Here is a 24,499-nt window from a genome sequence, read left to right as displayed (position 1 = left end):
AGGAGGGAGTCTCCGCACCTCGTCGGGTTCCGGCGGGAAGGTTCTCTTCTCACGTCCACGGTTGCGTGCAAGGCTACCGTTCGTGTAGAAGGCTCAGACACATGAGGAGGTGTGAGCGATGGAGGCAATACTGGGTTTGCTCTCGACGTTCGGCGTGTTCATCATCGTCCTGTTGGCCATCCTCAGCTCGGCCATCAAGATCGTGCAGGAATACGAACGCGGTGTGATCTTCCGCCTGGGACGGCTGGTGGGTGCAAAAGGTCCGGGGCTGTTCTTCATCATCCCCATCATCGATCGCATGGTGAAGGTGGACTTGCGCGTCGTCACGCTGGATGTGCCTTCCCAGGAGGCGATCACCAAGGATAACGTCACGGTCAAGGTGAACGCGGTGGTATACTTCCGCGTCATCGACCCCGCGGCCGCCGTCGTCAATGTGGAGGATTACCGCCGGGCCACGTGGAACATCGCCCAGACGACGCTGCGCAACGTCATGGGGCAGTCGGAGCTGGACGAGCTGTTGGCCCATCGAGAGCGGATCAACCAGAAGCTGCAGCAGATCATCGACGAGGCCACGGAGCCCTGGGGCGTGAAGGTGAGTATCGTCGAGGTGAAGGACGTGGAGCTGCCGCAGACCATGCAGCGGGCGATGGCCCGCCAGGCGGAGGCGGAGCGGGAGAAGCGGGCGAAGATCATCCACGCCGAGGGCGAGCTCCAGGCCTCCCAGATGCTGTCAGAGGCGGCGGGCATCATCGCTCGCGAGCCCGCGGCCATTCAGCTGCGCTATCTGCAGACCCTGACGGAGATCGCCGTCGAGAAGAACTCCACCATCCTCTTCCCCATCCCCCTGGAGTTCTTCCGTGCTTTCGAGTCGATGTTTAAGACGGCCGCGGCGGAGGCCGATCAGATTAGCGGATCCGGCGCCCCATCGGCTTGAGCGTTCTGAGCCGATGAGATGTCGTGCCAGCCTCCGTCGTGCCCCTGGCTGGCATGGGCTGGCGGGGCGCAGGGGAGGCTGAAGACGTCCATCGAGGCGATCCTGCGATGGATGGACGGGAATGATCGCGCACAATGAGGTGAGGAGTCCATGAGTCGCTCTCGTAGATGGTCCCTGTTGTCGTTGTTGCTGCTGGTGCTGTGGCTGGGTGGCTGCCTGCTGGCGTCCCCCACGCCTGTCGTCACACCCACACCGATCCCTTCGCCCACCCCGGTGCCTGCCACGGCGCCGCCGACGAGCGTGGTGACGCCGGTCGGCCCGTTCTACGAGCTGTTCGTGGAACCGGACGATGGCCGGGCTCCTGTGCTATCCGCCATCTCGGAAGCTCAGGATACGCTTCGCATCGTGATGTACCTGATCACGGATCCCGAGATCATCCAGGCCATGAAGGATGCGGCCGCGCGTGGCGTGGAGGTGCGCTTGCTGCTGGAGCTCAACCCGTATGGCGGCAGCTCGCAGAACGTCCTCGTGGCCAATGAGCTGAAGGAGGCCGGGGTGATCGTGCGCTGGGACCCGCGCACGATCCGCTACCTGCACCAGAAGACGATCATCGTGGATGAGGCGTATGCCCTGGTCATGACCGGCAACTTCACCACGTCGGCGTTCACGGCCAACCGGGAGTACATCGTACGCACGACACATCCCCAGGATGTGGCCGAGATCATCGCCACGTTTGAGGCGGACTGGGCGCGCCAGGCGGTCCGGCACAGCGATCCCAGCCTGCTGTGGGCCCCGGATAACGCTCGGGATGAGCTGCTTCAGCTGATCGACGGCGCCCAGGCGACTCTGGACATCGAGCATCAGAACATGCAGGATGAGGAGGTCGTGGATCATCTGGTGGCCGCCGCGCGGCGGGGTGTGCGGATCCGTCACATCACCACGCCGCGCTATCCGCTGGAGGAGGATGCGGATGAGCCGGGGCGGGAGCGACTGCGCCGCGCGGGCGCCCAAATTCGCTACCTGGACGATCCATACGTCCATGCCAAGGCTATCATCATCGATGGACGGCAGGCCCTGGTGGGTTCGATCAATCTCACCACCAACTCGCTGGATTTCAACCGCGAGCTGAGCGTCCTGTTCGCTGAGACGCAGCCGGTTCAGCGGCTGCTGCGGCAGTTCGACGCGGATTGGGAGAAGGGTCGTGAGGAAGCCTTCCCCCAGGTGGCCACGCCGGAGGCCGGGTACATCGATCACAGCCAGGCAGCCCGCTACTTCTATCAGGAGATCACCGTGGAGATGCCGGTGAAGGCCACTTACAATAGCGGCCGCGTGATCTGGCTGATGCCAGACGAGGACCGGGATCGGAATTTCAAGGTAGTGATCTTCCCGAGCGTGTGGGGCAAGTGGCCGGAGCCTCCGGATCAATACTATGCGGGCAAGACCATCCGAGTGACCGGGCTCATCAAGAAGTACCGGGGGTGGCCGGAGATCATCGTGAACGACCCATCGCAGATCGAGATCCTGCCGTAGGGGGCGGGCGATGGATCTGGAGGCCGCGATCGCGGTGTTGCGCAGGGCCGGATGGGATGTCACCCCTGGAGAAGGGGAGGTCGTTGCCAGCCGGGAGGACCGGCACGGCACGTGGACGCTGGCCGTGGATGGAGCCGGCCGGGTGTTGATCACCGCGACGCGCCCGTTGCGAGCGGCCCGGGCGCGTCGCGTGCGGCGAGGGACTCGCGCCTACCGCACGATGTGGGAGGAACATGGCGTCTTCACCCTCTCCACGACCGTGCAGGCCCCGGAGGATTTGCAGGAGGTGCTGGATCAGCTGCCGGTGCTCCTGCGGCAGGTACTCTTATCGCGCAGGTATGAGCAGTGAGCCGCCAGTGAGCGGGATCCGCCACAATCGTGCCGTCATGCCTTCGGGAGGCAGGGGCGGCGATGCAGGATTGGTGGCTTCGTTATCGTTCTTATGTGTTCCTCTCGCTTGCCTGGGCGCTGCTGGGTGGCCTGGTTGTGCTCACCATGCGGCGCCCGTTGGGCACCCCCGTTGAGCTGATTCCTCCGCCCACCCCCACGGCCACGCCGACGCCGGCTCCCATTCGGGTGTATGTCAGCGGCGCGGTGCGGGCACCCGACGTCTATGAGCTGCGCCCGGGTGCCATCGTGCGGGACGCGGTGCAGGCCGCGGGCGGCGCCACGGCGGAGGCTGATCTGGAGGCGGTCAACCTGGCGCTGCTCCTGGCCGATGGCATGCATGTCCATGTGCCACGACAGGGAGAGGCCTCTGGGATACCCCCCATCACCCGGGCATCAGATGCCTCCGCGAGCGGCGTCAAGGCCGCCGCGCGGGTCAACATCAATACGGCTACAGCGGAGGAGCTGGATACGTTGCCGGGGATTGGCCCGACGATGGCTCAGCGTATCATCGAGGGCCGTCCTTACGAGAAGCCGGAGGATATCTTGCGTGTGCCCGGCATTGGGGATGCGATCTTCGCCAAGTTGCGAGATCGTATCACCGTGCGATAGATTGCACAAGGTAAGCCAGGTCACTGTTATTTCTCTCAGCATTATCCAAAATAAGGGTGATTCTTCCTCCTCCTTTGCTCGTGAGGGGCGGGAACCGCAAGGTTCCCGCCCCTCATTGTCTATAGGTACCCTGTATTTCGCTTGGAGCGTGTCTGAAAATTTACCGGCAAGGTGTCTGAGGGTCTTCCTCGACGACCAGCTCCACAGGGGGAGGTGTGGAGGGGGCCTCCCCTCCACGGAAATCCCGCTTTTCCGGCCTGTACCTGCCGTTCTCGGCCCTTCCCGAAGGATCCAGGCCGAGGCCGGGCAGGTCGAAGGCGGGAGAAAGGCTTTTTCCGGAGGGCCTCCCCACGGCAGAAGTGACGGCGTTTCTCAGACACACTCTTGGAGCGCGTCTGAGAGTTTACCGGCAAGGTGCCTGAGGGGCTTCCCCAACGACCAGCTCCACAGGGGGAGGTGTGGAGAGGGCCTCCTTCTCCACGGAAAACTTCGCTTTTCCGGCCTGCACCTGCCGTTCTCGGCCCTTCCCGAAGGACTCGGGCCGAGGCCAGGCAGGTCGAAGGCGGGAGAAAGGCTTTTTCCGGAGGGCCTCCTCACAGCAGAGGCAAAGGCATTTCTCAGGTGCACTCTTACGTCCGGTGTTCAGCCAGGAATTGCGCCAGGTGATAGGCTCGCTGCGGCATTCCGGACCGGTGTAGCCCGCCGTTGATCTGCGTCATGCAGCTGACATCGCAGGTGATGACGATATCCGCTCCGCTGCGATCGATGTTGCGCAGCTTGCGGGCCAACATCGCCGAGGAGATCTCCGCCATCTTGACGGCGAACAGGCCGCCGAACCCGCAGCACTCGTCATATCCGGGTAGATCGACCAGTTGCGCGCCGCGGACGTGGCTCAACAGTACTCGTGGAGGATGGGTGATGCCCAGCATGCGCGTGAGGTGGCAGGAGGCATGGTAGGCGATCTTCCCGTCAAAGCGCGCCCCCAGATCGGTGATGCCCAATCCGTCGACCAGGAACTGGCTGAACTCCCACGTTCGCTCCGCGATCCGTTGGGCTCTGGCCAGCGTCCCGGGATCGTCCGAGAAGAGGTCTGGATAGCCGTGACGGATCATGGCCGCGCAGGAGCCGGACGGCGTCACGATCACCTCGGCGTTCTCAAACACGTCCAGGAAGCGCCGCGCCAGCGCTTTGGCGTCCTCTCGATAGCCGGCGTTGTAGGCCGGTTGGCCGCAGCACGTTTGCGCCTCTGGAAAGGCAACCTGTAATCCCAAACCCTCCAGCAGGTCGACGACAGCTTCTCCTACTTCAGGGTAGAACGTGTCCACCATGCAGGTGACGAACAGAGTGACGGTGCCGACGTCCTTTAGCGGAAGCAACGGCGGCAGGCTCATGGACCCTCCTGCGTCATCTGATGCAACGTTTCGATCAGTCGGTCGATCTCCTCGGCCGTGTTGTAGTGGACGAGTCCCACCCGGACCATGCCGCCGGATTCCTCCACTCCCAGGCGCTGCGTGACGGCCAAAGCGTAGTAGTTTCCATCCCATACGAAGATGCCCTCTTGCCCGAGGCGCGTCGCGATCTCCCGGGGGGATATCCCCTGGATCGTGAAGGAGACCGTTGGGACTCGTTGGTCGAAGGCATCGGGATCGGTGATCCCGTACACGCGAAGCCCTGGGATCTGGATCAGCCCGTCGATGAGTCGGGCCACCAGATCGCGCTCGTGCGCCCGGATGGCCGCCAGCCCGGCGTGCACATCGCGACGGCGACCGGTGAAGTCCGGGAATGCCGTTTGGTGCTCTCGCCCGAATGTGCGGCCCAATTCCGCCAGGTATTCTACGGCGGCGGCCGTGCCCGCGATCCCCTCGTGATTCTGTGTGCCCGTCTGGAACTTCCCGGGGGGATCGTCTGGGGCCGGACGCACCTTGTAGGCCGGCAACTGGTCTAGCAGATCATAGCGCCCGTAGAGCACGCCCACGTGTGGGCCGAAGAACTTATAGGCGGAGCAGACCAGGAAATCGCAGCCGAGGGCCTGTACGTCGATGGGGCCGTGGGGCGCGTATTGGACGGCGTCCACATAGATCCATGCGCCCGCCTCGTGTGCCCACCGGGTGATGGTGGCCACGTCGTTGACGGTGCCCACGGCATTAGACGCGTAGCCGACCGCCACCAGGCGTGTGCGCTCGTTGATTTTGGAGCGCATATCCTCCATGTCCAGTGTGCAATCCTCCACGTCAAAGTCGACCCAGCGGATCACGGCTCCTTGTTCTTCCAGCGCCAGCCAGGGGGCGATGTTGGCGTCGTGGTCCAGCCGGGTGACGACGATCTCATCGCCGGGGCGGATCAGCCGGCCGATGGCTCGGCTGATCGCCAGGGTCAGGGTGGTCATGTTGGGGCCGAAGACGATCTCGTCTGGGGAGCTGGCGTTCAGCATGTCCGCCATGGCCTGGTGGGCATCGGCCAGGATCTCATCGGTGCGCTGGCTGGTCAGGAAGGCGCCGTGTACGTTGGCGTTCGCCTGGCGCAGATAATGCGTCATGGCGTCGATGACGCATTGGGGGACCTGGGTGCCGCCGGGGTTGTCGAAGTACACCGCGGGGCGGTCGTTCACGGTGAGGGAAAGCGCGGGGAATTGGGCTCTCACCTGGGACCAGTCGCGTGAAATGGATGCCAAGATGCTTACCTCCGCGAGATGTTGGGTTGGGAACTGTCCCTATTATACCATCCCCCGGATCATAGCTCACGGCTCCCCGCCGTGTTTCCACCGAGGAGAATACACGACCCGCTTCTGTGGCAGGTCCTTTGCGAGGTCCCGTTCGCCATTGGACGCGATCCCGAGATGCAGAAAGGCCTGCTCTCGCAAGGAGAGCAGGCCTTTTCCCGTTCGCTCATCGCCTGCGATGCGATGGTGGGCTCACTCTTGAGGCGAGCGCTTCTGGTAGCGACGTGGGCGCGGCTCCAGCGTGACCGTCAGCTTCTCGCGCTGTCCCTTGGCGCGGATCACTTCCAGCGTCACCTTGTCGCCGGGCCGGGTGTTCTTCACCAGGTAGGCGATCAGATCATCCATGCCCTTCACCGGCTGGCCGTTGATGCTGACGATGACGTCGCCGCCGAACTGGTACTCCGCGCCCTCGACCTTCAAGGTCTTGTCGCTGCCGCGCAGGCCCGCCTTGTCGGCCGGGCTGTCCTTGGCCACGTTGATGACCAGGGCGCCGTGGGTGTCCTTGGGCAGCCCCATGAGTTCGGCCACCTCAGGCACCAGGTTGGCGCCGGTGATACCCAGCCATGCGTACTCATACGTGCCCTTCTCGATCAGATCCGGTACCACCATCTTGGCGATGTTGATGGGGATCGCGAAGCCGATGCCGGCGTTCGCGCCGCTGCGGCTGATGATCATCGCATTGATGCCGATCACGCGTCCCATGCGGTCCAGCAGCGGCCCGCCCGAGTTCCCCGGGTTGATGGCCGCGTCCGTCTGGATGACCTCCGGGATGGAGAACGGGCTGGCCCCGCTGCGGATCGTCCGCCCCAGCGCGCTGATGATGCCGCTGGTCATGGTGAACTCCTGGCCGAAGGGATTCCCGATGGCGATGGCCATCTGGCCGACCTTCAACGCGTCGCTGTCGCCCAGGGTGACCGGCTTCAGGCGCTCTGCCGGCACATCCACTTTGATCACCGCCAGATCGGAATCCGGATCGGTGCCCAGCACCTCCGCCTCGGCCACCGAGTGATCGGCGAACACGACCTCCACGCGATCCGCGTCCTCCACCACGTGATTGTTGGTGACGATGTGCCCTTCCTTATCCCAGACGAAGCCAGATCCCTCCCCTCGCCGATAAAACTCCTGTGGCGTCCTTGGGATGCCCGGATAGGGGTAAGGGAATCCCGGAATGCCGGGGAACCCAAATCCCCAGCTGGGAACCTCTGGAGATTGCTCCACCTTCTGTACCACACGGATATGAACCACGGAAGGTAACACTGTCTCGTAGATGTGACTCAGCACCGTCTCTTGTGCGGCGACGATTGCCTGGGCGTCTGCCAGGGAGGGCGTTTCCTCCGACGTCTCCTCGGTCGGTGTCGTGCTCGTCTCCTCCACCGCCACGGGCGTCGGCGTCGCCGCGGCCGCGTGCGGCTTCGAAGAGGCCAACACTTGTGCACAGCCGGAAACGACCAGGCTGATGATCACCAACATGGCGAGAAGCGTCCAACCGCGTGTATGCACTCCGTGCTTCATCGCACACCTCCTGCGCTCGATATCATCCTCACCGTCCCCCGGTTTTCATTCTGGTCGTGAGGCGAACCAGGGTGGGCGCACCTGACGCGAGCGGCGTATCCGGGATGGTGGAAAGCCTCGGGGTTAGCGGCGACGTGCCAGGTCTCGCAGCTCCCGGAATAGCTCCTTTTCCCGCTCGGTCAGGTTGCGCGGCAGTTGCACGTTCACACGTGCGTAGAGATCCCCGCGCTTGTCGGGATTGCGCAGGTTGGGCATGCCCAGCCCGCGCAGGCGGAACACCTTCCCGTTCGGCGTCTCCGGTGGGATCGTCAACATCACCGGCCGTTCCAGCGTCGGCACCTGCACCTCGCCTCCCAGGATGGCCGTGTAGAGATCCACAGGCACCTCCACCTTCAGGTCGTCGCCGTCCCGCTGGAAGACGGGGTGGGGCAGGACTTCCACCCGAAGGTAGAGGTCGCCGCGCCGCCCGCCGCGTCCGCCTGCCGCGCCCGATACGCGCACTCGGGACCCCGTGCGCACGCCGCGAGGGATCTTCACCTCCAGCCGTGTGCCGTCCTCTCGCTGGAACGTGCGCGTGGTGCCATGGAAGGCCTCCTCCAGGGTGATCTGCACCGGCTGTTCAACATCCTGGGCGCGTGACACATGTTCCTGGAAGGCCTGCCCGGCTCCTCCGAACAGGTCGCCGAAGTCCACCGTACGGCGACGCCCGCCCATGCCGCCGAAGAGCATCTCGAAGAAATCGGAGAAGCCGCCCATGCCGCCCAGGATCTCCTCCATCTCCTCCGGGCTGACGGTGCGCGTGTAGACCCGTTGCCCATCCGGCCCGGTCGCCGCCCATCGGCTCCAGTCGAAGTCCTCCGGGCGGCCGCCCATGCGCTCGAATTGTTGCCATTGGGCGCCGAACTGATCGTACTTCTTGCGCTTTTCCGGGTCGGAGAGCACCTCATAGGCCTCGTTGATCTCCTTGAAGCGCTCCTCGGCAGCCTTGTCGCCGGGATTCATGTCAGGGTGATATTGACGTGCCAGCCGGCGATAGGCCTGCCGGATCTCCTTTTCTGTGGCATTGCGGTCCACGCCCAGAATTTTGTAATAGTCCTTGTACTCCATGGCCCCTCTTACGTTCCTGGAATGAGCTTAATTTCAGCTGAATACCAGGTTAAGCTTGGATGAGTCGTTGGAGGGCGCAAGGGCGTCAAAACATGCCCTCCTCTCCCTCGGTCGTCAGGCGTCGCGCTCGATGCGGGACGCCCGATCCGGCGAGGTGCTCACCCGCACGCGCGCGGGACGGAGCACCCGGTCGCCATACGTGTACCCCTTCTGCTCCTCCGCGACCACGATGCCCGGCTCTACGGCGGACGTGGGCTCCACACCTACGGCCTCGTGCACGTTCGGGTCGAAGGGCTGGTCCTTCGCCTCGATGGGCCGGACGTCCAGGGCCGCCAGCGCGTCCTGGAAGGCCTTCAGCGTCAGCGCCACACCCTGTTGCAGCGGCTCATCCCGGCCGCTCGCGTGTCTCAGTGCGAATTCCAGGTGATCGGCTACGGGAAGCATGGCCTGCAGGATGCGCTCCTTCTCCCGCTCGGCCTCGGCCGCGTAGCGACGCTCCAGCCGCTTGCGCATGTTCTCCAGATCGGCCTGCAGCCGCAGGTAGCGGTCTTTCCACTCCGCCGCCTCCGCCCGAGCCTTCTCCAGAGCTTCCTGGCACTCCGTCAGCGTCTTGAACTCCGTTTGGTCTGACATGGCTTCCTGAGACATCGTCGGTTTGGCGATCGTCTCCTCGTGCATCGGTTGTTCTTCGGTTGTTGGCGTTTCGTCCTCTACCCGGACGGGCACACGTACCCGCCTCGGGCGGCCGGCGCGCCAGGGCCGGCCGAAGGGATCATCGTAAAAGTAACGGTTCACAGAAAACCTCCAAAGAACGGGCGGGGCCCATGACCCCGCCCGCAAACCCATCCTTTGTCCTGATCATCATCCCTCAGCAGGCGTTACACCTGGCGGTACTCGCCTTCCACCACGTCCTCGTCGTCGCCGGAGGGTGGCGTCTCGCCGCCGCCTCCGCCGCCGTCCGAGGGCGCCTGCTGTTGCTGATAGAGCTGCTGGCTCAGCGCATGGCTGGCCTGTTGCAGTTGTTCGGTCAGGCTCCGGATCTTCTGGATATCCTCGCCCTTAACGGCCTCCCGCAAGTCGTTGATCAGGTTCTCCACGCGTCCGCGATCGGTGGCGGGCACGCGATCACCCAGCTCACGCAGCGCCTTTTCCGTGGCGTAGATCAGGCCGTCGGCCGTGTTCCGGGCCTCCGCCAGCTCGCGTCGGCGCTGGTCCTCTCGCTCGTGCTCGCGAGCCTCACGCACCATGCGCTCCACCTCCTCCTTGGTCAGGTTGGTGGAGGCGGTGATGCGGACGCTCTGCTCCTTACCCGTCGCCTTGTCCTTGGCGGTGACGTGCAGGATGCCGTTGGCATCGATGTCAAAGGTCACCTCGATCTGTGGCACGCCACGCGGGGCGGGTGGGATGCCCTCCAGCCGGAAGCGGCCCAACGTCTTGTTGTCCGCCGCCATGGGACGCTCGCCCTGGAGGACGTGGATGTCCACCGCCGTCTGGTTGTCCTCGGCCGTGGTGAAGACCTCCGTCTTCCGGGTCGGGATGGTCGTGTTGCGCGGAATCAGCACCGTCATCACGCCACCCAGGGTCTCCAGACCGAGGCTCAACGGCGTCACGTCCAACAGGAGCACATCCCGAACCTCGCCGCCGAGCACGCCCGCCTGGATCGCCGCGCCGATCGCCACGACCTCATCCGGGTTTACGCCCTTGTGCGGCTCCTTGCCCGTCAGCTCGCGCACCAGGTCCTGGATCATGGGCATGCGGGTGGAACCGCCCACCAGCACAACCTCGTCCAGATCCTGGGCGCTGAGCCCCGCGTCCTGGAGCGCACGCTCGAACGGGCCGCGGCAGCGCTCGACCAGATCCTCGGTCAGCTGCTCGAACTTGCTGCGCGTGAGCTTCATCTGCAGATGCTTCGGGCCGCTGGCGTCCGCCGTGATGAACGGCAGGTTGATCTCCGTCTCCGTCAAGGTCGAGAGCTCGATCTTCGCCTTCTCGGCGGCCTCGCGCAATCGCTGCAGCGCCTGTCGATCATTGCTCAGATCAATGCCCTGATCTTTCTTGAACTCCTGAATGATCCACTCGACGATGCGCTCATCCCAGTCATCGCCGCCCAGATGCGTGTCACCGTTGGTGGCCTTCACCTCGATGACGCCCTCGCCCACCTCCAGGATGGAGACGTCAAAGGTGCCGCCACCCAGGTCGAAGACCAGGATGGTCTCGTCCGTTTTCTTGTCCAATCCGTAAGCCAGAGCGGCCGCCGTGGGCTCGTTGATGATGCGCAGCACCTCCAGGCCGGCGATCTGGCCGGCGTCCTTGGTCGCCTGGCGTTGCGAGTCGTTGAAGTACGCCGGAACGGTGATGACCGCTTGCGTGACCGGCTCGCCCAGGTACGCCTCGGCGTCTCGCTTGAGCTTGCTCAGGATCATCGCCGAGATCTCCTGCGGCGTATACACCTTGTCCACCACCGGGATATACACCCGGGCGTCCTCCTGGGGGCCAGCCACGATCTTATAAGGCACCATCTCCATCGTGCGCTTCGTCTCCGGGTCGTCGATACGCCGCCCCATGAGCCGCTTGATGGAGTAGATGGTGTTCTCCGGGTTCACCACCGCCTGGCGCTTGGCCGTTTGTCCGACCAGTCGCTCGCCGTTCTTGGTAAACGCCACGACCGACGGGCACAGATGTCCCCCCTCGGCCGTCGGGATCACCACCGGCTCACCCCCCTCCATGACGGCCACCACAGAGTTCGTCGTCCCCAGGTCAATACCTACGATCTTGCCCATATGAGAATCCTCCTCGGAATCATTAAGCTGTGATTGCTATGCGCGTTCATATAGAATGCCGACTTTCCGTCCGGTGCTCAGCATACGCCCACAGTATAAGAGCGGCGTAAGGTTTTCGTTAGCAAAATGTATGAGCGCGTGGGATTTTCGTTCTGGCCGCTCGCGAGTCGTTGTGCTACAATGGCCCATAATCCATACGGATCATCGGGGGCGCCTGCGCATGTGGACCACACATCATCAAGCGGAAATGGCGATCTTTCCTTCCATCCCGGACCGGCCGACATGGCTGGAGATCGATCTGGATGCGATCAGCGAGAACGTCCGCCGCGTTCGGGAGATCGTGGGGCCGCATGTGCGGATCATGGCGGTGGTGAAGGCCAACGCGTACGGGCATGGGCTGTTCCAGATCGCGCACGCGGCTGTGGCCGGCGGCGTCTCGATGCTGGGCGTGGCCTGTCTGTCCGAGGCGCATATGCTGCAGGAGGCCGGGATCGCCATCCCCATGTTGGTGTTGGGATACACCCCGGCCTGGCAGGCGCAGGATACCGTGCGCCACGGCGTGCGCGTCACCCTCTTCGATCTGGATACCGCCTTCGCATTGAGCGAGGCGGCTCGCCTCGTCGGCCGTCCGGCTTACGTCCATATCAAGATCGACACGGGCATGGGACGCCTGGGCATCCTCCCGGAGGAGGTGCCGGACTTCGTGGAGGCGGTGGCGCGCCTGCCCGGCGTCGAGATCGAGGGGGTCTTTACCCATTTCTCCGTGGCCGACGCGGCCGATAAGGAATACACGTACTGGCAGTTGGAGCGGTTCCACCGCGCGCTGGATGTGATCCGGGATCTTGGCGTCCACGTCCCCCTGGTCCACGCGGCGAATTCGGCCGCGCTGCTTACCGTGCCGGAGAGCCGCTTCAATATGGTGCGGCTGGGTATCGCCATGTACGGCCTGGCACCCTCGGCGGAGACGCCCCTGCCGCCTGGATTTCGCCGTGCGCTGAGTTGGAAGACCATCATCGCTCAGGTGAAGACGTTGCCGCCGGGCAGCTTCGTCAGCTATGGGAACGTGTATCGCACACAAGGGGAGGAGCGTATCGCCGTGATCCCGGTGGGATATGCCGATGGCTTCCGACGGTCGCCCACGCACTGGGGGAGCGTGCTGGTGCGGGGGCAGCGGGCGCCTGTGGTGGGCCGGGTGTGCATGGATCAGACCATGATCAATGTGACCCACATCCCGGGCGTCCGGCAGGGCGACGAGGTGGTGCTGATCGGCCGTCAGGGGGATGAGGAGATCACGGCGGATGAGGTAGCCATCCACCTGGGCACCATCAACTACGAGGTGATCTCGGAGATCCTGGCCCGTGTCCCGCGCATCACCACGTCATCCTCCAATGGGCATCGCTGGTGATCCTGTCCCCTCCTCTCTCCTCCGACCCCGCTCACAAGCGTTTCCGCGGCCGGGTCGGACCTCGTAGGCATGTGCCGGCGGGTTGATAAGCACATCGCGGGAGGGCGAACCCTCCCGCGAATGTTACAGCCGTACCACTCCAACACGCACGCAAGGGTCAATCGGGCAGGAACTCGAACCGATCCAACCGGGGATCGAAGGGCTCCGCATCCTCGATGTCATCGCATCGGCAGGGCAGCCCGCGGGCGCACGTCTTGCAGCAGAACACGCGATCCCGTTGCCTCACAGGGGCCCATGTGATCTCCACTCCGCAGCCGTCACAGATCAACATTCCCGATCCTTCCACGCGTGCCATCTCGCTCCCTCCTTTGACGGTCCCTCGTGCAGGCTCATCACGTCGATCGTACCGGTGCCGAAGCTCCTACTGCAAGACCATCTTACCATGGCCGTCTGTGAGAGGCAAGGGGGGATGGTCATAGTCGTATATCCAAAACGACAGAGATCCCGTGAGACGCCCCACAACGCCCATCGCGGGCCCACGGAGGAAGTGCGGAGGGGCCTCCCATCCCCTTTGTCCGCCTCGTGCCTTCCTTCCCCGGTCTGGGGAGAAGGGCTTTTCCCGGAGGGCGAGGCTCTTCCGGGCCTCCCCATGGCAGAGGAATGGCATTTCTCAGACATGCTCTAGAGGTAGGGCACGAGGTTGATGATCGGATGGGCGATCGGGGGGATTTTGCTTTTGCGGATGGTTGGTGCTAAGATGGCGGGTGACCGAACGACTAAGGAGGAAGGAAGATGCGTACGCCCATCATCGCTGGCAACTGGAAGATGAATAAAACCATCGCCGAGGCGGAAGAGCTGGTGAAGGGGATGCTCGATGGCCTGACGGCGGTTCAGAATGTGGAGAAGGTGTTGTGCCCGCCCTTCGTGGATCTGGATCGGGTGGCGACGCTGATCCGGGGGACGGATATCGGACTGGGTGCCCAGAACATGCACTGGGAGGAGAAGGGCGCGTTCACGGGGGAGATCTCGCCCTTGATGCTGGTGGATCTATGCCAGTACGTGATCCTGGGGCACTCGGAGCGGAGGGCCTATTTCGGTGAGACGGACGAGCTCGTGAACCGTAAGGTGAAGGCGGCGCTGAGCCACGGTCTGACCCCCATCATCTGCGTGGGGGAGACGGAGGCCCAGTACGACGCGGGGGAGACCGAGTCCGTGGTGCGCGGGCAGGTGGAGGGCGTGCTCGACGGACTCACGGCGGACCAGGTCGCGAAGGTGGTCATCGCCTATGAGCCCGTGTGGGCGATCGGGACGGGCAAGGCTGCCACTGCCGAGCAGGCACAGCAGGTGATCGGCGGCGTGGTGCGGGCGACCATCGAGCGTTTGTATGGCCGGGATGTGGCCGAGCAGGTGCGCATCCAGTACGGCGGGAGCACCAACAGCAAGAACATCCGGGAGATCATGTCCCAGCCGGATGTGGACGGCGCTTTGGTGGGCGGGGCCAGCCTGCGGGCGGACGAGTTTGTGGCCATGATCCGCATCACCTCCGAGGTGTATCGCTGACCCTGGACGGTTAGCGGATCTTGGGTGCGATGACAGGCGGATCGTTGCATGATGTGAGTGGTTTCCGATGTGAGGGCAGGGGATCCCTGCCCTCCTTTCTTTGAATGCTGAGAGAGCCCGACCGTGCCGTGGGAAACGCTGGCGACGTTCGCTGTGGTTTTGGTGGTCCTATCCCTGCTGAGCGACTGGATCGGCCGGCATGTGCAGGGAATTGGCCTGCTCCTCACCGAGCGGAACACGGGGGCTATGGTGTTGGCCTGGCTCATCTTCCTGCCCGGGATCGCGCTGCATGAGGCAAGCCATTGGGCGGCCGCCCGGGTGTTGGGCCTGCGTCCCTCGCGGCTTCGCGTCTGGCCTGAATCACGGGGGCGATCGGTGCGGATGGGCTACGTGGATTTTCGCTCCGGGGGGACCGTGCGGGATAGCCTGGTGGGGATGGCGCCCTTCATCACCGGCTGCGCGATCCTCCTGGGGATCGCCTTACAGGTATTCGGCCTGGCCGGGGTGGATGGGTGGCGTGCGGCCGTGCGCAACCTCTGGCAGGGAATGGGGAAGCCGGACATCTGGCTCTACGTCTACCTGATCTTCACCGTATCTAACGGGATGATGCCCAGCGCCAGCGACCGAGAGGCCTGGGGATCCCTGTTTCTCTACCTCATCATCGCCGTGGGAGGGCTGTATGCGCTGGACCTGTTGCCCTCGCTTTCCCAGGAGGCGATGAGCGCGATCGCACGCGGCGTCCAGACGTTGACGTATGCCCTGAGCCTGGCCGTGTTGATCGACCTGCCGATCGCCATCGCGGTGGGGCTCACCGAGCTGTTCCTGGGAATCCTCAAAGGGCAACGCGTCGTGTATTGATTCCGCTTACACGGCGGGGTGCAACCCGCGAAATCCCTCGCCCAGAACCTCCTGGGCGGGCGCGATGACGATAAAGGCGTTCGGATCGTATCGATCGATCAACCGCTTGAGCACGCTTACCTCGGATTGGGCGACCGCGCACATGAGCACCGGTCGCGCCTCCCCGGTGTATCCCCCCTCGCCCTGTAGGATCGTCACGCCGCGCTCCATTTCCTCGAGGATAGCGGACCGGATGCGGTCGTGCTCGGTGGACACGATGAAGGCGACCTTGGCGCGCCCAAGCCCCTGTTGGACCAGATCGACCATCATGCTGGACACGGTGGCCACGATCATGGCGTAGAGGGCTCGTTCAATCCCGAAGACGATGGCCGCGGCGGCCAGGGTGAGCCCGCTCAGCACCAGCAGCACCTGTCCCGGCTCGGAGCCCCGCCAGCGCTGCATGAGCCGGGCGATGATGTCGATGCCACCCGTCGTGCCCTGCGCCCGGAAGATCAGGCCGATCCCCAGTCCGTCCAGGATGCCGCCGTAGAGCGTGTAGAGCAAGGGATCCGTGGTGATCACCGGCAGGCGCCCGGCCATCAAGTCCACGGCGAAGGACATGACGGCCACGGCTACCATGGTGCGCACACCCGCCTTCCAGCCGCCTCCCCAGCGCAGCATGGCCAGAAACAGCGGGATGTTGAGGGCCAGGGTGACCAACCCGACCGGCGTCCCGAACAGATAGTAGAAGATCACCGCGATGCCGAACAGCCCGGCGGAGATCACCTGGTTGGGGATGAGGAATAGATCGGCTGCCAGGGCGATCAGGAGGGCGCCGATCACGATCAGGGTATAGTCCGCGATTAAGGGGAGAATACGTGCACGCGACATCGCGTTGCCTCCACGCAGGGGTAAGTTCCGATCGTTCTTGGAGGAGGGTCGCCGGAGGCGAATCGGGCTATGAGGCCGTCAGCCCGGCCAGCACGAGTTCGGCTGTGGCTGCGTTCGTTGCCAGCGGGACGTTATGGACGTTGCAGATGCGCAACAGCCCCTGGATGTCCGGCTCATGTGGGTGGGCGTACAGAGGGTCCACCAGGAAGATCACGGCGAGGACGTGCCCAGAGGCCACCCGGGCGGCGATCTGGGCGTCCCCTCCCAACGGGCCTGAGAGCATCCGCTCCACCGGGAGTCCCGTGGCCTCCGCGATCCTCTGCCCCGTCGTGCCGGTGGCGATCAGGTGGAAGCGCTCCAGTTCCGCCCTGTGGGCCCGCGCGAACCTCTCCAGCTCGTCCTTCTTGCCGTCATGGGCGATCAAAGCGATCGTGGCCACCTCGTTTCTCCGTTACCCATAGTTGCACGAAGACTGTAGCACAGGTATACTGGCGCTGTCAAAGCGCCCACCTGTGGATCGTGTATCTTTTTCGGTGGAAACACGACGGGGAGCTTTGAGGGGCGCAGCCCCTCAAAAGAAACTTCCGGGTTTTCGCCCTTTACCTGCTTCGCCTGGCCTCCTCTACCCGGATCAGGCTAGGAAGGAGCAGGTGCAAGGCGGAAAAAAAGAGGTTTTGGCGGAGGGAGGTCCCTCCGTACCTCCCCTGTGGGCTTGCGATGGGCGTCGTGGGTCGTCTCGCGAAATTTCCGCCATTTTAGATACGCTACCAAGCGCCCACCCTCGGGAGCAGGGCCTTTCAACGTTCTGATCTTTATCGCCCTCGCCCTGACGGGAGGGGTTCGCCAAGGCAGAGTAGGGCCGGTTGGGGATAGGGGAGCTTCGTTGGAACTCTGAAAGCCCTGCTGCGGGACCAAGGGAGCTTGGGATATCGGGTGGGTGCGGGAGGGGGAAGATGGTTCGTGTTACATGCTCACATTGCGGCCGTGGATATATGCTCTCCAACGAGCAGATCGTGCGCGCGGTGGAGGAATCGCGCGGGAAGAAGCGAAAGCACTACGTGGTGGAGTGCCCGTTCTGTCGCCAGGCGATCAAGGTCCCTTTGCGGCCGATTCGCCAGGCCTATACGCGCATGGAGCGGCTGGGAATCCTGCCCGAGGAGGAGCCGCAGGAGGAGGCTTCGCCGGCCTCCTCCGATGGCGGGGAGGCGGACACGGAGGAGCAGGCGGAGTAGGCTGGCTGAGGATCTGCTGTGAGGGATGAGGAGATCACCCGAATCAACCAGGCCGCCTGGAATCAGGTGAGCCAGCCGTATCAGGCCAGCGCGTGGATCTCCCTGGAGGACGTGCACTACGGCCCCATGATCCCGGGAGAGCGGGAGCTGAATTTGTTGGGAGGGCCGGAGCGCGTGCGGGGGCGACGATGCCTGGATGTGGGCTGTGGCGGCGGCCAGAACAGCATCGTCCTGGCGCGCTGGGGAGGCCAGGTCGTCGGGTTGGACATCTCCGGGGCGCAGCTGGCTCATGCCCGTCGTCTGGCGCGGCAGGCCGGCGTCCGTGTGCGGTTTATCCAGGGGGACGCCGGCCGCATGGACGGCTTGGCGGATCGCTCGTTCGATATCGTGATCTCCGTAGGCGCGCTGATGTTCGTCGCTGATCTGGACGCGGCGATTGCCGAGGTGGCCCGCGTGCTGGCTCCACACGGCGTGTTCGTCTGGTCGATGAACCATCCTGTGGATCGATGCCTGGTGGATCCGGATGGGGAACCGGGGTATGCCTGGACGAGCTACTGGCCGAGCCGGCGTCGCGTTCTGGGCGACGATGTGTGGGATTTCGGGCCGGAGGATCGTCGCCGTGTGCCCGCCTGCGAGTTTTACTACACGACGGAGGACATGGTCGAGACGTTGGCCCGCCACGGGTTCGTCGTCGAGCGCCTGTTGGAGCCGCTCCCCTTGGATCCGCAGGCCGTGCCTCCCCGGCGCATTCCTTATCTCTGGCCGGACCTCCAGCCGGACCACGCGTACATGCGCCGGCTGCAGCGCGTTCCCCCCGTGATCCTCTTCCGGGCCTCCCTTCGATAGCCCGCGATGAGCATGTGTGGTAAAATGTGAACGCGCTTATGTCACATCTCACGCCTGGGTCAAGGCGTGGGCATTGGGACGCGTGGGTGGCTATGGGAGATCACAAGACGGTTCGGCCGGCCTGGCCTGTCGTCGGACATGATTGGGCGGTGCGACTGCTGCATCAGAGCCTGCAGCAGGGGCGCCTGTCGCATGCGTACCTGTTCGTCGGCCCGCCGGGCGTTGGGAAGACGACGCTGGCGCGGGCGCTGGCCCAGGCCGCGCTCTGTCAGCATGACGAGATCGCCGCGCGGCCTTGCGGCGAATGTCGCGCCTGCCAACTGATCGGGCAGGATCGTCACCCGGACGTTCGCCTGGTGGCCCCACCGGAGCCCGGCCGACCGCTTGCCATCGACCAGATCCGTGAGCTGCAGCGGGAGGCCAGCCTATCCCCCATGGAGGGGCGGGTGAAGGCCTTCATCGTGCGCGAGCTCGATCGGGCGACGCCGCAGGCGGCCAATGCCCTGCTGAAGACGTTGGAGGAGCCTCCCCCACACGTGATGTTGTTGTTGACCGCGACCCAACGAGAGGCGCTGCTGCCCACGGTGGTGTCGCGCTGCCAGGTGCTGACGTTGCGGCCGTTGCCCGTCGATGTGGTGGAGGCGGCGTTGCAGGAACGCTGGCAGGCGCCGCCGGAGCTGGCGGCGCTCCTGGCCCGGGTGAGCGGCGGGTGTTTGGGGAAGGCCGTCGCCCTGTTGCAGGACCAGAAGGATCAGGACTGGCGCGTTCAGTGTCTGGAGCAGATCGGTCAGCTCGTTCAAGCGGGCTATGTGGAGCGGCTGGCTCTGGCCGAGCAGTTGAGCCGTAACCCGGATCGGGTGCGCTCGATCCTGCCGCTGTGGCTGAGCTGGTGGCGGGATGTCATGCTGTTGCAGGCGCGTTGTGAGGACCAGATCGTGAACATCGATCAGCGAGCCTCGCTGGAGGAGGCGGCGCGTCGATGGACGGCCGATCAGGTGCGTGAGACGGTGCGAAGGCTGCAGGATACGCTGCAGCATATCCAGAGGAACGCGAACGCTCGATTGGCCCTGGATGTGCTCTTCCTGCACCTGCCTCGATCTCAGGTTGGGCCGTGAGGGGTGTTGGAGCTATCTTGGAGAAAATTTATTACCGGTAAGGTATCTGAGGGTCTCCCTCAGATACCAGCTCCACAGGGGGAGGTGTGGAGGGAATCTTTCCTCCACGGAGATCCCACTTTTCCGGCCTGCACCTGCCTTTCTCGTCTCTTTCCGCAGGGATCTGGGCCGAGGCCGGGCAGGTCATCAGACACACTTTTATGAACGATCCTCAGTGATCGACATCAACCAGTATGGGCAGAGAGTAAGCTGAGCGAGAATGGGCGTAGCGGGATGGAGGACGTTGGATGCCGAAGGTAGTAGGGGTTCAATTCCGGTTCGTATCGAAGATCTATCATTTTGATCCGGCCGGCCATGATGACCTGGAGCCGGGTGATTGGGTGGTCGTGGACACCGCCCGTGGGCGTGAGGTGGCCCAGGTGGTACAGCCGCCGCACGAGGTCCCGGAGGAGGAGATCGCCGAGCCTTTGAAGCCGGTTGTGCGCCGGGCTACGGCGTGGGATATGGTGCAGCGCGATCGGTATATCCATCGTGAGGCCGAGGCGTTGCAGAAGTGCCGCGAGTGTGTGGCGGAGCATGGGCTGCCGATGAAGGTGGTCCGGACCGAGTACAACTTCGACGGCGGCCGGCTGGTGGTGTATTTCACGGCGGAGCAGCGGGTGGACTTTCGCGCGTTGGTGCGGGATCTCGCCCGCCGTCTGCGCACGCGCGTGGAGATGCGGCAGATCGGCGTCCGGGATGAGGCCAAGCTCCTGGGGGGATTTGGGAAATGCGGCCGCCGGCTGTGTTGCGCCTCCTGGCTGCGAGAGTTCAGCCCCGTCTCCATCAAGATGGCGAAACAGCAGGATCTCCCGCTGAATCCCTCGGAGATCTCGGGCGTGTGCGGGCGGCTGTTGTGCTGTCTGAGCTACGAGTTGGATACGTACACGGATATCAAGCAGAAGCTCCCCAAGGTGGGGACGGAGGTGGTCACCCCCCAGGGGAAGGGGCGCGTGCGACAGATCCACGCGCTGCGGGAGATGGTCACGGTACGGCTGGAGGATGAGACGGTCGTTGAGATCCCCGCATCCGAGCTGATCGCCGGACAGAAGGCGCTGGAGAAGGGGCGGGGCCCGTGTAACGGCTGCCCTGCCAGCCGCCGGTCCGATGGCCGGCGGTAGGGGCACGCGAGTGTCGCATACCATTGGTATCAAATTAAGCGATACGGAAGCGTGGTTCCGCATCTCTGGGGTGGCTCGGAGGAGCGGCCGCCCCTCCGAAGAACTCTATATTCAGCCCCTCACCTGCCCCGTGGGGCCGGAGGCCACCGGCCAAAGCCCCAACCAGGCAGGTAAGGGGCGAGGAAAAGAGTTTTTCTGCGGAGGGGCTTCCCCTCCGCACCTCCCCTTTCAGGTGCAGCCGCCCATGGAGGGAAAAAGCGACAGGCGGGGGCCTCGCTCATGCTGTTCGGTTGATGCGAATAGGGCACGCGAGTGTCGCATACAAGCGAGACGGGCGTGGGGCTTCTTTGGGAAGCTCCACGCCCGTTTTGGCGCGCGAAACCGTCAGGGGCTGCGAAAGGGACGGATTCAGTTGTGGGAGCGCTGTGCGGTCAGCGGGGCTCGACCACCAGCTTGACCGCCGTGCGCTCTTGCCCTTCGATATCGACCTCCGTGAAGGCCGGGATGCAGATCACGTCGATACCGTCTTGGGCCAGGTATGTGCGAGCGATGGCAACGGCCTTGACGGCCTGGTTGACCGCGCTGGCGCCGATAGCCTGCACCTCAGCGCGTCCATGCTCGCGTACGACCCCTGCGATCGCTCCCGCAACTGCGGTGGATCGAGACCGAGCCGAGACCTTGATGACGTCCATGTTGGCAGCCTCCCTGCAAAGTCGTCTAGGACGTACGACCTCTGCCGCTTGCTATCCTCGGTATCCTTCGGCAGCGATCTCACTCTTCGCGGAGGCCCGTGACGGACTCCCTGATCGTGCTCTGTGCCCAGAACAGATCTGGGAGCGCATGCGGGGCCACATATCTGCTTTGAAGCTGAAGACGTCCGATCCATTACAAAGGTTACTTACAAATTTTGCGCGTGTCTGTAGCCCTCCGTACAAGTGATCACAGATGGATGCTTGGGCAACCTACTTGGCATATTCCACGGAACGCGTCTCCCGAATCACGGTCACCTTGATCTGTCCCGGGTACTCCAGGTTGTCCTCCACCTTGCGCGCGATGTCCTTCGCCAGTCGGATGGCTGCCAGGTCGTCCACGTCTTCCGGCTTAACGATGATGCGGAGCTCCCGCCCCGCCTGGATCGCGTAGGATTGTTGCACCCCCTCGAAGGAGTTGGCCAGCTCCTCCAGGGCGGTCACACGCTTGATGTAGGCCTCCAACGCCTCCCGCCGGGCCCCGGGTCGAGCGCCGGAGATGGCGTCGGCCGCGGCGACGATGACGGCCTCCAGGCTTTGGAGCTCCGTCTCATGATGGTGTGCGGCGATGATGTTGACCACCTTCTCCGGCACGCCGTATCGGCGGGCGAGATCGGCCCCTACCTGCGCGTGCGGCCCCTCCACCTCGTGGCTGACCGCCTTGCCCAGATCATGCAACAGCCCGCCCATCTTGGCGATCTTGACGTCCGCGCCCAGCTCCGCGGCCAGGAGGCCCGCGATGTGGGCCGTCTCGATCGCGTGGTAGTATTGGTTCTGGCCGTAGCTGGTGCGGAACTTCAGGCGCCCGACCAGCTTCAGGATCTCCGGATGGAGGCCTTGCAGGCCCGTCTCGATCGCGGCCGCCTCACCGGCCTCCCGGATCTGGCGCTCCACTTCCTGCCGTGCCTTCTCCACCTCCCGCTCGATGCGGGCCGGGTGGATTCGCCCATCCTGGACCAGCTTCCCCAGGGCCATTCGCGCCACCTCGCGGCGCACCGGATCGAAGCTGGAGATGATCACCGCCTCCGGCGTGTCATCTACGACCAGATCGACCCCTGTGCACATCTCGATGGCCCGGATGTTCCGGCCCTGCCGCCCGATGATACGCCCCTTCATCTCATCGTTTGGCAACGGCACCGTGGAGACCGTGGTCTCGGCCACGTGATCGGAGGCCACCCGCTCGATGGCCAGGGTGATCAACTCGCGAGCCTTCTCCTCCGCCTTCTCATGCATCTCCGCTTCCACCTGGCGGATCACTCGGGCCATCTCCTGGCGGGTCTCCTGCTCCACAAGCTTCAGGAGCTCGGCCTTAGCCTCCTCGCTGGAGAGCCCGGCGATCCGCTCCAGCTCGGAGCGGATGGACTCCTCCATCTTCTGGACCTGGTTGAACCGCTTATCGATCTGGCTCTGTCGCTGATTGAGCCGTCTCTCTCGATTCTCGATCTGCTCGAACCGGCGCTCAATGGCCTCCAGGCGATTTTGAAGGCGCTCCTCGGTTCGACGCAGCTCGGACCGCCGGCGATTGAGCTCCGCCTCGGTCCGATCGCGCAGTTTCATCGCCTCGTCGCGGGCTGCCAGCTCGATCTCCCGAGCGCGAGTCTCCGCCTGGGCGATGATCTGTTTCGCCTGTTCCTGGGCCGCCTGAATGCGAGCCTCAACCAGATACTGTCGCAGGAAGTATCCCACTACACCACCAACGATGGCGGCGAGAGGGATCCCTAACAGGATCAGTATCAGTTTGTCTATTCCCGCTCCCATATGATTGACTCCCCGTTACATCCGTATCGTTTAGAATGAACTGAATCTCAACCGCTGTGCGTCATTCGTCCCTTGATAACTTGCGCGTTCATTGCGACGTCGGATCGTAATGCCCGGACGTGGGATCCTCCGCCTCGGTGGTCTGGATCTCCTCCCAGAGACGGCGCAAGACGACCTGGATGACGTCGTATGAGAATCCCCGGCGGGCCAGATAACTCCCCGCCTTGCGCCAGAAGCTCGACCGATCCAGCGCGCGCCAGCGCCGCGCATGAGAGCTTGCCGAGCGATAGGCCAGTTCCTCCTCGTCGATAGCGGCGTGGTCTATCGCCTCCTCGATCACCTCGGAGGCCACCCCCTTGAGGCGAAGCTCCTGTCGCAGGGCGTGGATCCCTCGTGGATTGAACTGCTGGCGATTCTCCACCCAGAAACGGGCGAAGGCGCCGTCGTCCAGGTATCCGATCCGTTGCAAACGTCTGATGACCTGTTGAATGATCGATCCGTCCACATGATGACGCCGGAGGTATCGCTCCACCTCCGCGATGCTGCGGGGGCGATACCCCAGGAAGCGCAACGCTCGGTCATAGGCTTTCTGCTCGAGATCGACGCGCTGCAGCCGCTCGATCTCCTCGTCGCTCAGCTCCTGTCCCTTGTGAAGGCGCGCCGCCTCCACGGCCGGCAGGGCGAAGGCGAACCGCCCGTCGAGATAGACGTTCACCCTGTCCTTGTTGCGCTTCTGATAGCGTAGGGCGGTGATCACGCCGCCCATGACCTCCCCTCTCCCTCATGACAACGAAAATGGCTGTGGCGGGTCTGCCACAGCCATCACCGAGCTTCTCGCGCAAGGCTGGCGCGCACAGCTTTGAACGGTTGGCTTTCGAGAAAACGCTCCGGCGTTCCCTTCACTACCCCGAGACGCCAGGGGCTGAGCAGGTGAATAACCTTGCCAGAAATGCCTTCCCTCAAATGATTATGTGGGCGTTCCTAAACAACGGCTGGAAGGCCGGCCACCTCGACCCGCCTTCATCCGGTTGCTCGATCGCTCGCCCTCCCAGGACCCATACCTCACGCGGAACCCTAGCCAACGAGATCAAAGCTCGCAACACGCGCCGTGCGCGTGGTAATCGCTGGACAGACCTCACGGGGGCTTTCCCCCTGCGTCGCCTGTCGGTTATGCACTCACTTCGCCATCGGCGGCTTCTGGACGCCGTGCAGGCGCCAGCCCTGCAATCTCTCGAATTTGTGCTTCCAGATCCTCCATGATGTCCGGATTTTCGCGGAGGAACTGCTTGGCGTTCTCACGGCCCTGTCCCAGTCGCACATCGCCATAGGAGTAGAAGGCGCCCCGCTTGCTCACCAACTCCATCT

At 64.0% G+C, this 24,499-nt stretch carries 24 protein-coding genes; 11 read left to right on the top strand and 13 right to left on the bottom strand.

What is annotated here, in order from left to right; translation table 11 throughout:
* Positions 1 to 118: 118 nt before the first annotated feature.
* The 4 genes from GXP39_16050 to GXP39_16035 all read left to right on the top strand — a co-directional run bounded on the left by GXP39_16050 (position 119) and on the right by GXP39_16035 (position 3,463).
* The gene (locus tag GXP39_16050) at positions 119 to 934 is read left to right on the top strand and encodes a slipin family protein (GenBank protein NOZ29549.1); all 816 of its coding nucleotides are present in this window, start codon (positions 119 to 121) and stop codon (positions 932 to 934) included.
* A 150-nt stretch (positions 935 to 1,084) separates the two neighbouring features.
* Positions 1,085 to 2,464 (top strand): DNA-binding protein, encoded by a 1,380-nt coding sequence (locus tag GXP39_16045; GenBank protein ID NOZ29548.1) that lies wholly within the window; start codon positions 1,085 to 1,087, stop codon positions 2,462 to 2,464.
* Between the two features lie 10 nt (positions 2,465 to 2,474).
* Positions 2,475 to 2,813 (top strand): hypothetical protein, encoded by a 339-nt coding sequence (locus GXP39_16040; GenBank protein NOZ29547.1) that lies wholly within the window; start codon positions 2,475 to 2,477, stop codon positions 2,811 to 2,813.
* Between the two features lie 62 nt (positions 2,814 to 2,875).
* Positions 2,876 to 3,463 carry a ComEA family DNA-binding protein gene (locus tag GXP39_16035; protein NOZ29546.1) on the top strand — a complete coding sequence of 196 codons (588 nt, stop codon included), beginning with the start codon at positions 2,876 to 2,878 and terminating at the stop codon, positions 3,461 to 3,463.
* Positions 3,464 to 4,092: 629 nt separating this feature from the next.
* Here GXP39_16035 and GXP39_16030 read toward each other — a convergent pair.
* From GXP39_16030 to dnaK, 6 genes are all read right to left on the bottom strand, one after another.
* Entirely contained in the window at positions 4,093 to 4,854 is a 762-nt protein-coding gene (locus GXP39_16030) for a (Fe-S)-binding protein (protein NOZ29545.1), read from the bottom strand.
* Positions 4,851 to 6,134 (bottom strand): cysteine desulfurase-like protein, encoded by a 1,284-nt coding sequence (locus tag GXP39_16025; GenBank protein NOZ29544.1) that lies wholly within the window; start codon positions 6,132 to 6,134, stop codon positions 4,851 to 4,853. The genes GXP39_16030 and GXP39_16025 overlap by 4 nt, the downstream gene beginning before the upstream one ends.
* A 240-nt stretch (positions 6,135 to 6,374) precedes the next feature.
* Positions 6,375 to 7,694 carry a PDZ domain-containing protein gene (locus GXP39_16020; GenBank protein NOZ29543.1) on the bottom strand — a complete coding sequence of 440 codons (1,320 nt, stop codon included), beginning with the start codon at positions 7,692 to 7,694 and terminating at the stop codon, positions 6,375 to 6,377.
* Positions 7,695 to 7,817: 123 nt separating this feature from the next.
* Positions 7,818 to 8,801 carry a DnaJ domain-containing protein gene (locus tag GXP39_16015; GenBank protein ID NOZ29542.1) on the bottom strand — a complete coding sequence of 328 codons (984 nt, stop codon included), beginning with the start codon at positions 8,799 to 8,801 and terminating at the stop codon, positions 7,818 to 7,820.
* 114 nt (positions 8,802 to 8,915) lie between these two features.
* The gene (locus GXP39_16010; GenBank protein NOZ29541.1) at positions 8,916 to 9,596 is read right to left on the bottom strand and encodes a nucleotide exchange factor GrpE; all 681 of its coding nucleotides are present in this window, start codon (positions 9,594 to 9,596) and stop codon (positions 8,916 to 8,918) included.
* A gap of 83 nt (positions 9,597 to 9,679) precedes the next feature.
* Positions 9,680 to 11,581 (bottom strand): molecular chaperone DnaK, encoded by a 1,902-nt coding sequence (dnaK, locus tag GXP39_16005; protein NOZ29540.1) that lies wholly within the window; start codon positions 11,579 to 11,581, stop codon positions 9,680 to 9,682.
* A gap of 247 nt (positions 11,582 to 11,828) precedes the next feature.
* Here dnaK and alr point away from each other — a divergent pair, with 247 nt between their 5' ends.
* Positions 11,829 to 12,986 (top strand): alanine racemase, encoded by a 1,158-nt coding sequence (gene alr, locus GXP39_16000; GenBank protein NOZ29539.1) that lies wholly within the window; start codon positions 11,829 to 11,831, stop codon positions 12,984 to 12,986.
* Positions 12,987 to 13,143: 157 nt separating this feature from the next.
* Here the strand turns inward: alr and GXP39_15995 are convergent, their stop codons facing one another.
* Positions 13,144 to 13,341 carry a TRASH domain-containing protein gene (locus tag GXP39_15995; GenBank protein ID NOZ29538.1) on the bottom strand — a complete coding sequence of 66 codons (198 nt, stop codon included), beginning with the start codon at positions 13,339 to 13,341 and terminating at the stop codon, positions 13,144 to 13,146.
* A 437-nt stretch (positions 13,342 to 13,778) separates the two neighbouring features.
* On the opposite strand from GXP39_15995, the gene GXP39_15990 reads away from it, so the two are divergent.
* Together GXP39_15990 and GXP39_15985 are read left to right on the top strand one after the other, a co-directional pair.
* Positions 13,779 to 14,546, top strand: a complete 768-nt coding sequence (locus GXP39_15990) for a triose-phosphate isomerase (protein ID NOZ29537.1) — start codon at positions 13,779 to 13,781, stop codon at positions 14,544 to 14,546.
* A gap of 123 nt (positions 14,547 to 14,669) precedes the next feature.
* On the top strand, positions 14,670 to 15,404 hold the full coding sequence (locus tag GXP39_15985; protein NOZ29536.1) for a hypothetical protein: 735 nt from the start codon (positions 14,670 to 14,672) through the stop codon (positions 15,402 to 15,404).
* Between the two features lie 6 nt (positions 15,405 to 15,410).
* On the opposite strand, the gene GXP39_15980 is transcribed toward GXP39_15985, so the two are convergent.
* Together GXP39_15980 and mgsA are read right to left on the bottom strand one after the other, a co-directional pair.
* Entirely contained in the window at positions 15,411 to 16,274 is an 864-nt protein-coding gene (locus GXP39_15980) for a YitT family protein (GenBank protein ID NOZ29535.1), read from the bottom strand.
* Between the two features lie 67 nt (positions 16,275 to 16,341).
* Entirely contained in the window at positions 16,342 to 16,713 is a 372-nt protein-coding gene (gene mgsA, locus GXP39_15975; protein NOZ29534.1) for a methylglyoxal synthase, read from the bottom strand.
* Between the two features lie 514 nt (positions 16,714 to 17,227).
* On the opposite strand from mgsA, the gene GXP39_15970 reads away from it, so the two are divergent.
* The 4 genes from GXP39_15970 to GXP39_15955 all read left to right on the top strand — a co-directional run bounded on the left by GXP39_15970 (position 17,228) and on the right by GXP39_15955 (position 20,627).
* A complete protein-coding gene (locus GXP39_15970) occupies positions 17,228 to 17,506 on the top strand; it encodes a hypothetical protein (GenBank protein NOZ29533.1) in 279 nt (92 codons plus the stop codon).
* An 18-nt stretch (positions 17,507 to 17,524) separates the two neighbouring features.
* Positions 17,525 to 18,352: a class I SAM-dependent methyltransferase gene (locus GXP39_15965; GenBank protein ID NOZ29532.1), complete on the top strand. Its 828-nt coding sequence runs from the start codon at positions 17,525 to 17,527 to the stop codon at positions 18,350 to 18,352.
* Between the two features lie 86 nt (positions 18,353 to 18,438).
* Complete coding sequence (gene holB, locus GXP39_15960) at positions 18,439 to 19,467, top strand: DNA polymerase III subunit delta' (GenBank protein NOZ29531.1); 1,029 nt, start codon at positions 18,439 to 18,441, stop codon at positions 19,465 to 19,467.
* Positions 19,468 to 19,754: 287 nt separating this feature from the next.
* A complete protein-coding gene (locus GXP39_15955) occupies positions 19,755 to 20,627 on the top strand; it encodes a stage 0 sporulation family protein (protein NOZ29530.1) in 873 nt (290 codons plus the stop codon).
* A 431-nt stretch (positions 20,628 to 21,058) separates the two neighbouring features.
* On the opposite strand, the gene GXP39_15950 is transcribed toward GXP39_15955, so the two are convergent.
* The 4 genes from GXP39_15950 to GXP39_15935 form a co-directional block, all read right to left on the bottom strand.
* Positions 21,059 to 21,319: a stage V sporulation protein S gene (locus GXP39_15950; GenBank protein ID NOZ29529.1), complete on the bottom strand. Its 261-nt coding sequence runs from the start codon at positions 21,317 to 21,319 to the stop codon at positions 21,059 to 21,061.
* Positions 21,320 to 21,589: 270 nt separating this feature from the next.
* Complete coding sequence (gene rny / locus GXP39_15945; GenBank protein ID NOZ29528.1) at positions 21,590 to 23,134, bottom strand: ribonuclease Y; 1,545 nt, start codon at positions 23,132 to 23,134, stop codon at positions 21,590 to 21,592.
* Positions 23,135 to 23,222: 88 nt separating this feature from the next.
* On the bottom strand, positions 23,223 to 23,900 hold the full coding sequence (locus tag GXP39_15940) for a hypothetical protein (protein NOZ29527.1): 678 nt from the start codon (positions 23,898 to 23,900) through the stop codon (positions 23,223 to 23,225).
* Between the two features lie 402 nt (positions 23,901 to 24,302).
* Positions 24,303 to 24,488 (bottom strand): hypothetical protein, encoded by a 186-nt coding sequence (locus GXP39_15935; protein NOZ29526.1) that lies wholly within the window; start codon positions 24,486 to 24,488, stop codon positions 24,303 to 24,305.
* Between the last annotated feature and the right edge of the window lie 11 nt (positions 24,489 to 24,499).

It is taken from the genome of Chloroflexota bacterium (genome assembly GCA_013152435.1).
In the GTDB taxonomy this organism is placed as follows: Bacteria; Chloroflexota; Anaerolineae; order DUEN01; family DUEN01; genus DUEN01.
Note: the sequence above shows the minus strand (reverse complement) of the source record. Positions and strands in the feature narration are given on the sequence as shown.

Bases quoted from the DNA above. Each gene is read 5' to 3' on its own strand.
- GXP39_16050 (NOZ29549.1), top strand. From the start codon at position 119: ATGGAGGCAATACTGGGTTTGCTCTCGACGTTCGGCGTGTTCATCATC.
- GXP39_16045 (NOZ29548.1), top strand. From the start codon at position 1,085: ATGAGTCGCTCTCGTAGATGGTCCCTGTTGTCGTTGTTGCTGCTGGTG.
- GXP39_16040 (NOZ29547.1), top strand. From the start codon at position 2,475: ATGGATCTGGAGGCCGCGATCGCGGTGTTGCGCAGGGCCGGATGGGAT.
- GXP39_16035 (NOZ29546.1), top strand. From the start codon at position 2,876: ATGCAGGATTGGTGGCTTCGTTATCGTTCTTATGTGTTCCTCTCGCTT.
- GXP39_16030 (NOZ29545.1), bottom strand. From the start codon at position 4,854: ATGAGCCTGCCGCCGTTGCTTCCGCTAAAGGACGTCGGCACCGTCACT.
- GXP39_16020 (NOZ29543.1), bottom strand. From the start codon at position 7,694: ATGAAGCACGGAGTGCATACACGCGGTTGGACGCTTCTCGCCATGTTG.
- GXP39_16015 (NOZ29542.1), bottom strand. From the start codon at position 8,801: ATGGAGTACAAGGACTATTACAAAATTCTGGGCGTGGACCGCAATGCC.
- dnaK (NOZ29540.1), bottom strand. From the start codon at position 11,581: ATGGGCAAGATCGTAGGTATTGACCTGGGGACGACGAACTCTGTGGTG.
- alr (NOZ29539.1), top strand. From the start codon at position 11,829: ATGGCGATCTTTCCTTCCATCCCGGACCGGCCGACATGGCTGGAGATC.
- GXP39_15995 (NOZ29538.1), bottom strand. From the start codon at position 13,341: ATGGCACGCGTGGAAGGATCGGGAATGTTGATCTGTGACGGCTGCGGA.
- GXP39_15990 (NOZ29537.1), top strand. From the start codon at position 13,779: ATGCGTACGCCCATCATCGCTGGCAACTGGAAGATGAATAAAACCATC.
- GXP39_15980 (NOZ29535.1), bottom strand. From the start codon at position 16,274: ATGTCGCGTGCACGTATTCTCCCCTTAATCGCGGACTATACCCTGATC.
- GXP39_15970 (NOZ29533.1), top strand. From the start codon at position 17,228: ATGGTTCGTGTTACATGCTCACATTGCGGCCGTGGATATATGCTCTCC.
- GXP39_15955 (NOZ29530.1), top strand. From the start codon at position 19,755: ATGCCGAAGGTAGTAGGGGTTCAATTCCGGTTCGTATCGAAGATCTAT.
- GXP39_15950 (NOZ29529.1), bottom strand. From the start codon at position 21,319: ATGGACGTCATCAAGGTCTCGGCTCGGTCTCGATCCACCGCAGTTGCG.
- rny (NOZ29528.1), bottom strand. From the start codon at position 23,134: ATGGGAGCGGGAATAGACAAACTGATACTGATCCTGTTAGGGATCCCT.
- GXP39_15940 (NOZ29527.1), bottom strand. From the start codon at position 23,900: ATGGGCGGCGTGATCACCGCCCTACGCTATCAGAAGCGCAACAAGGAC.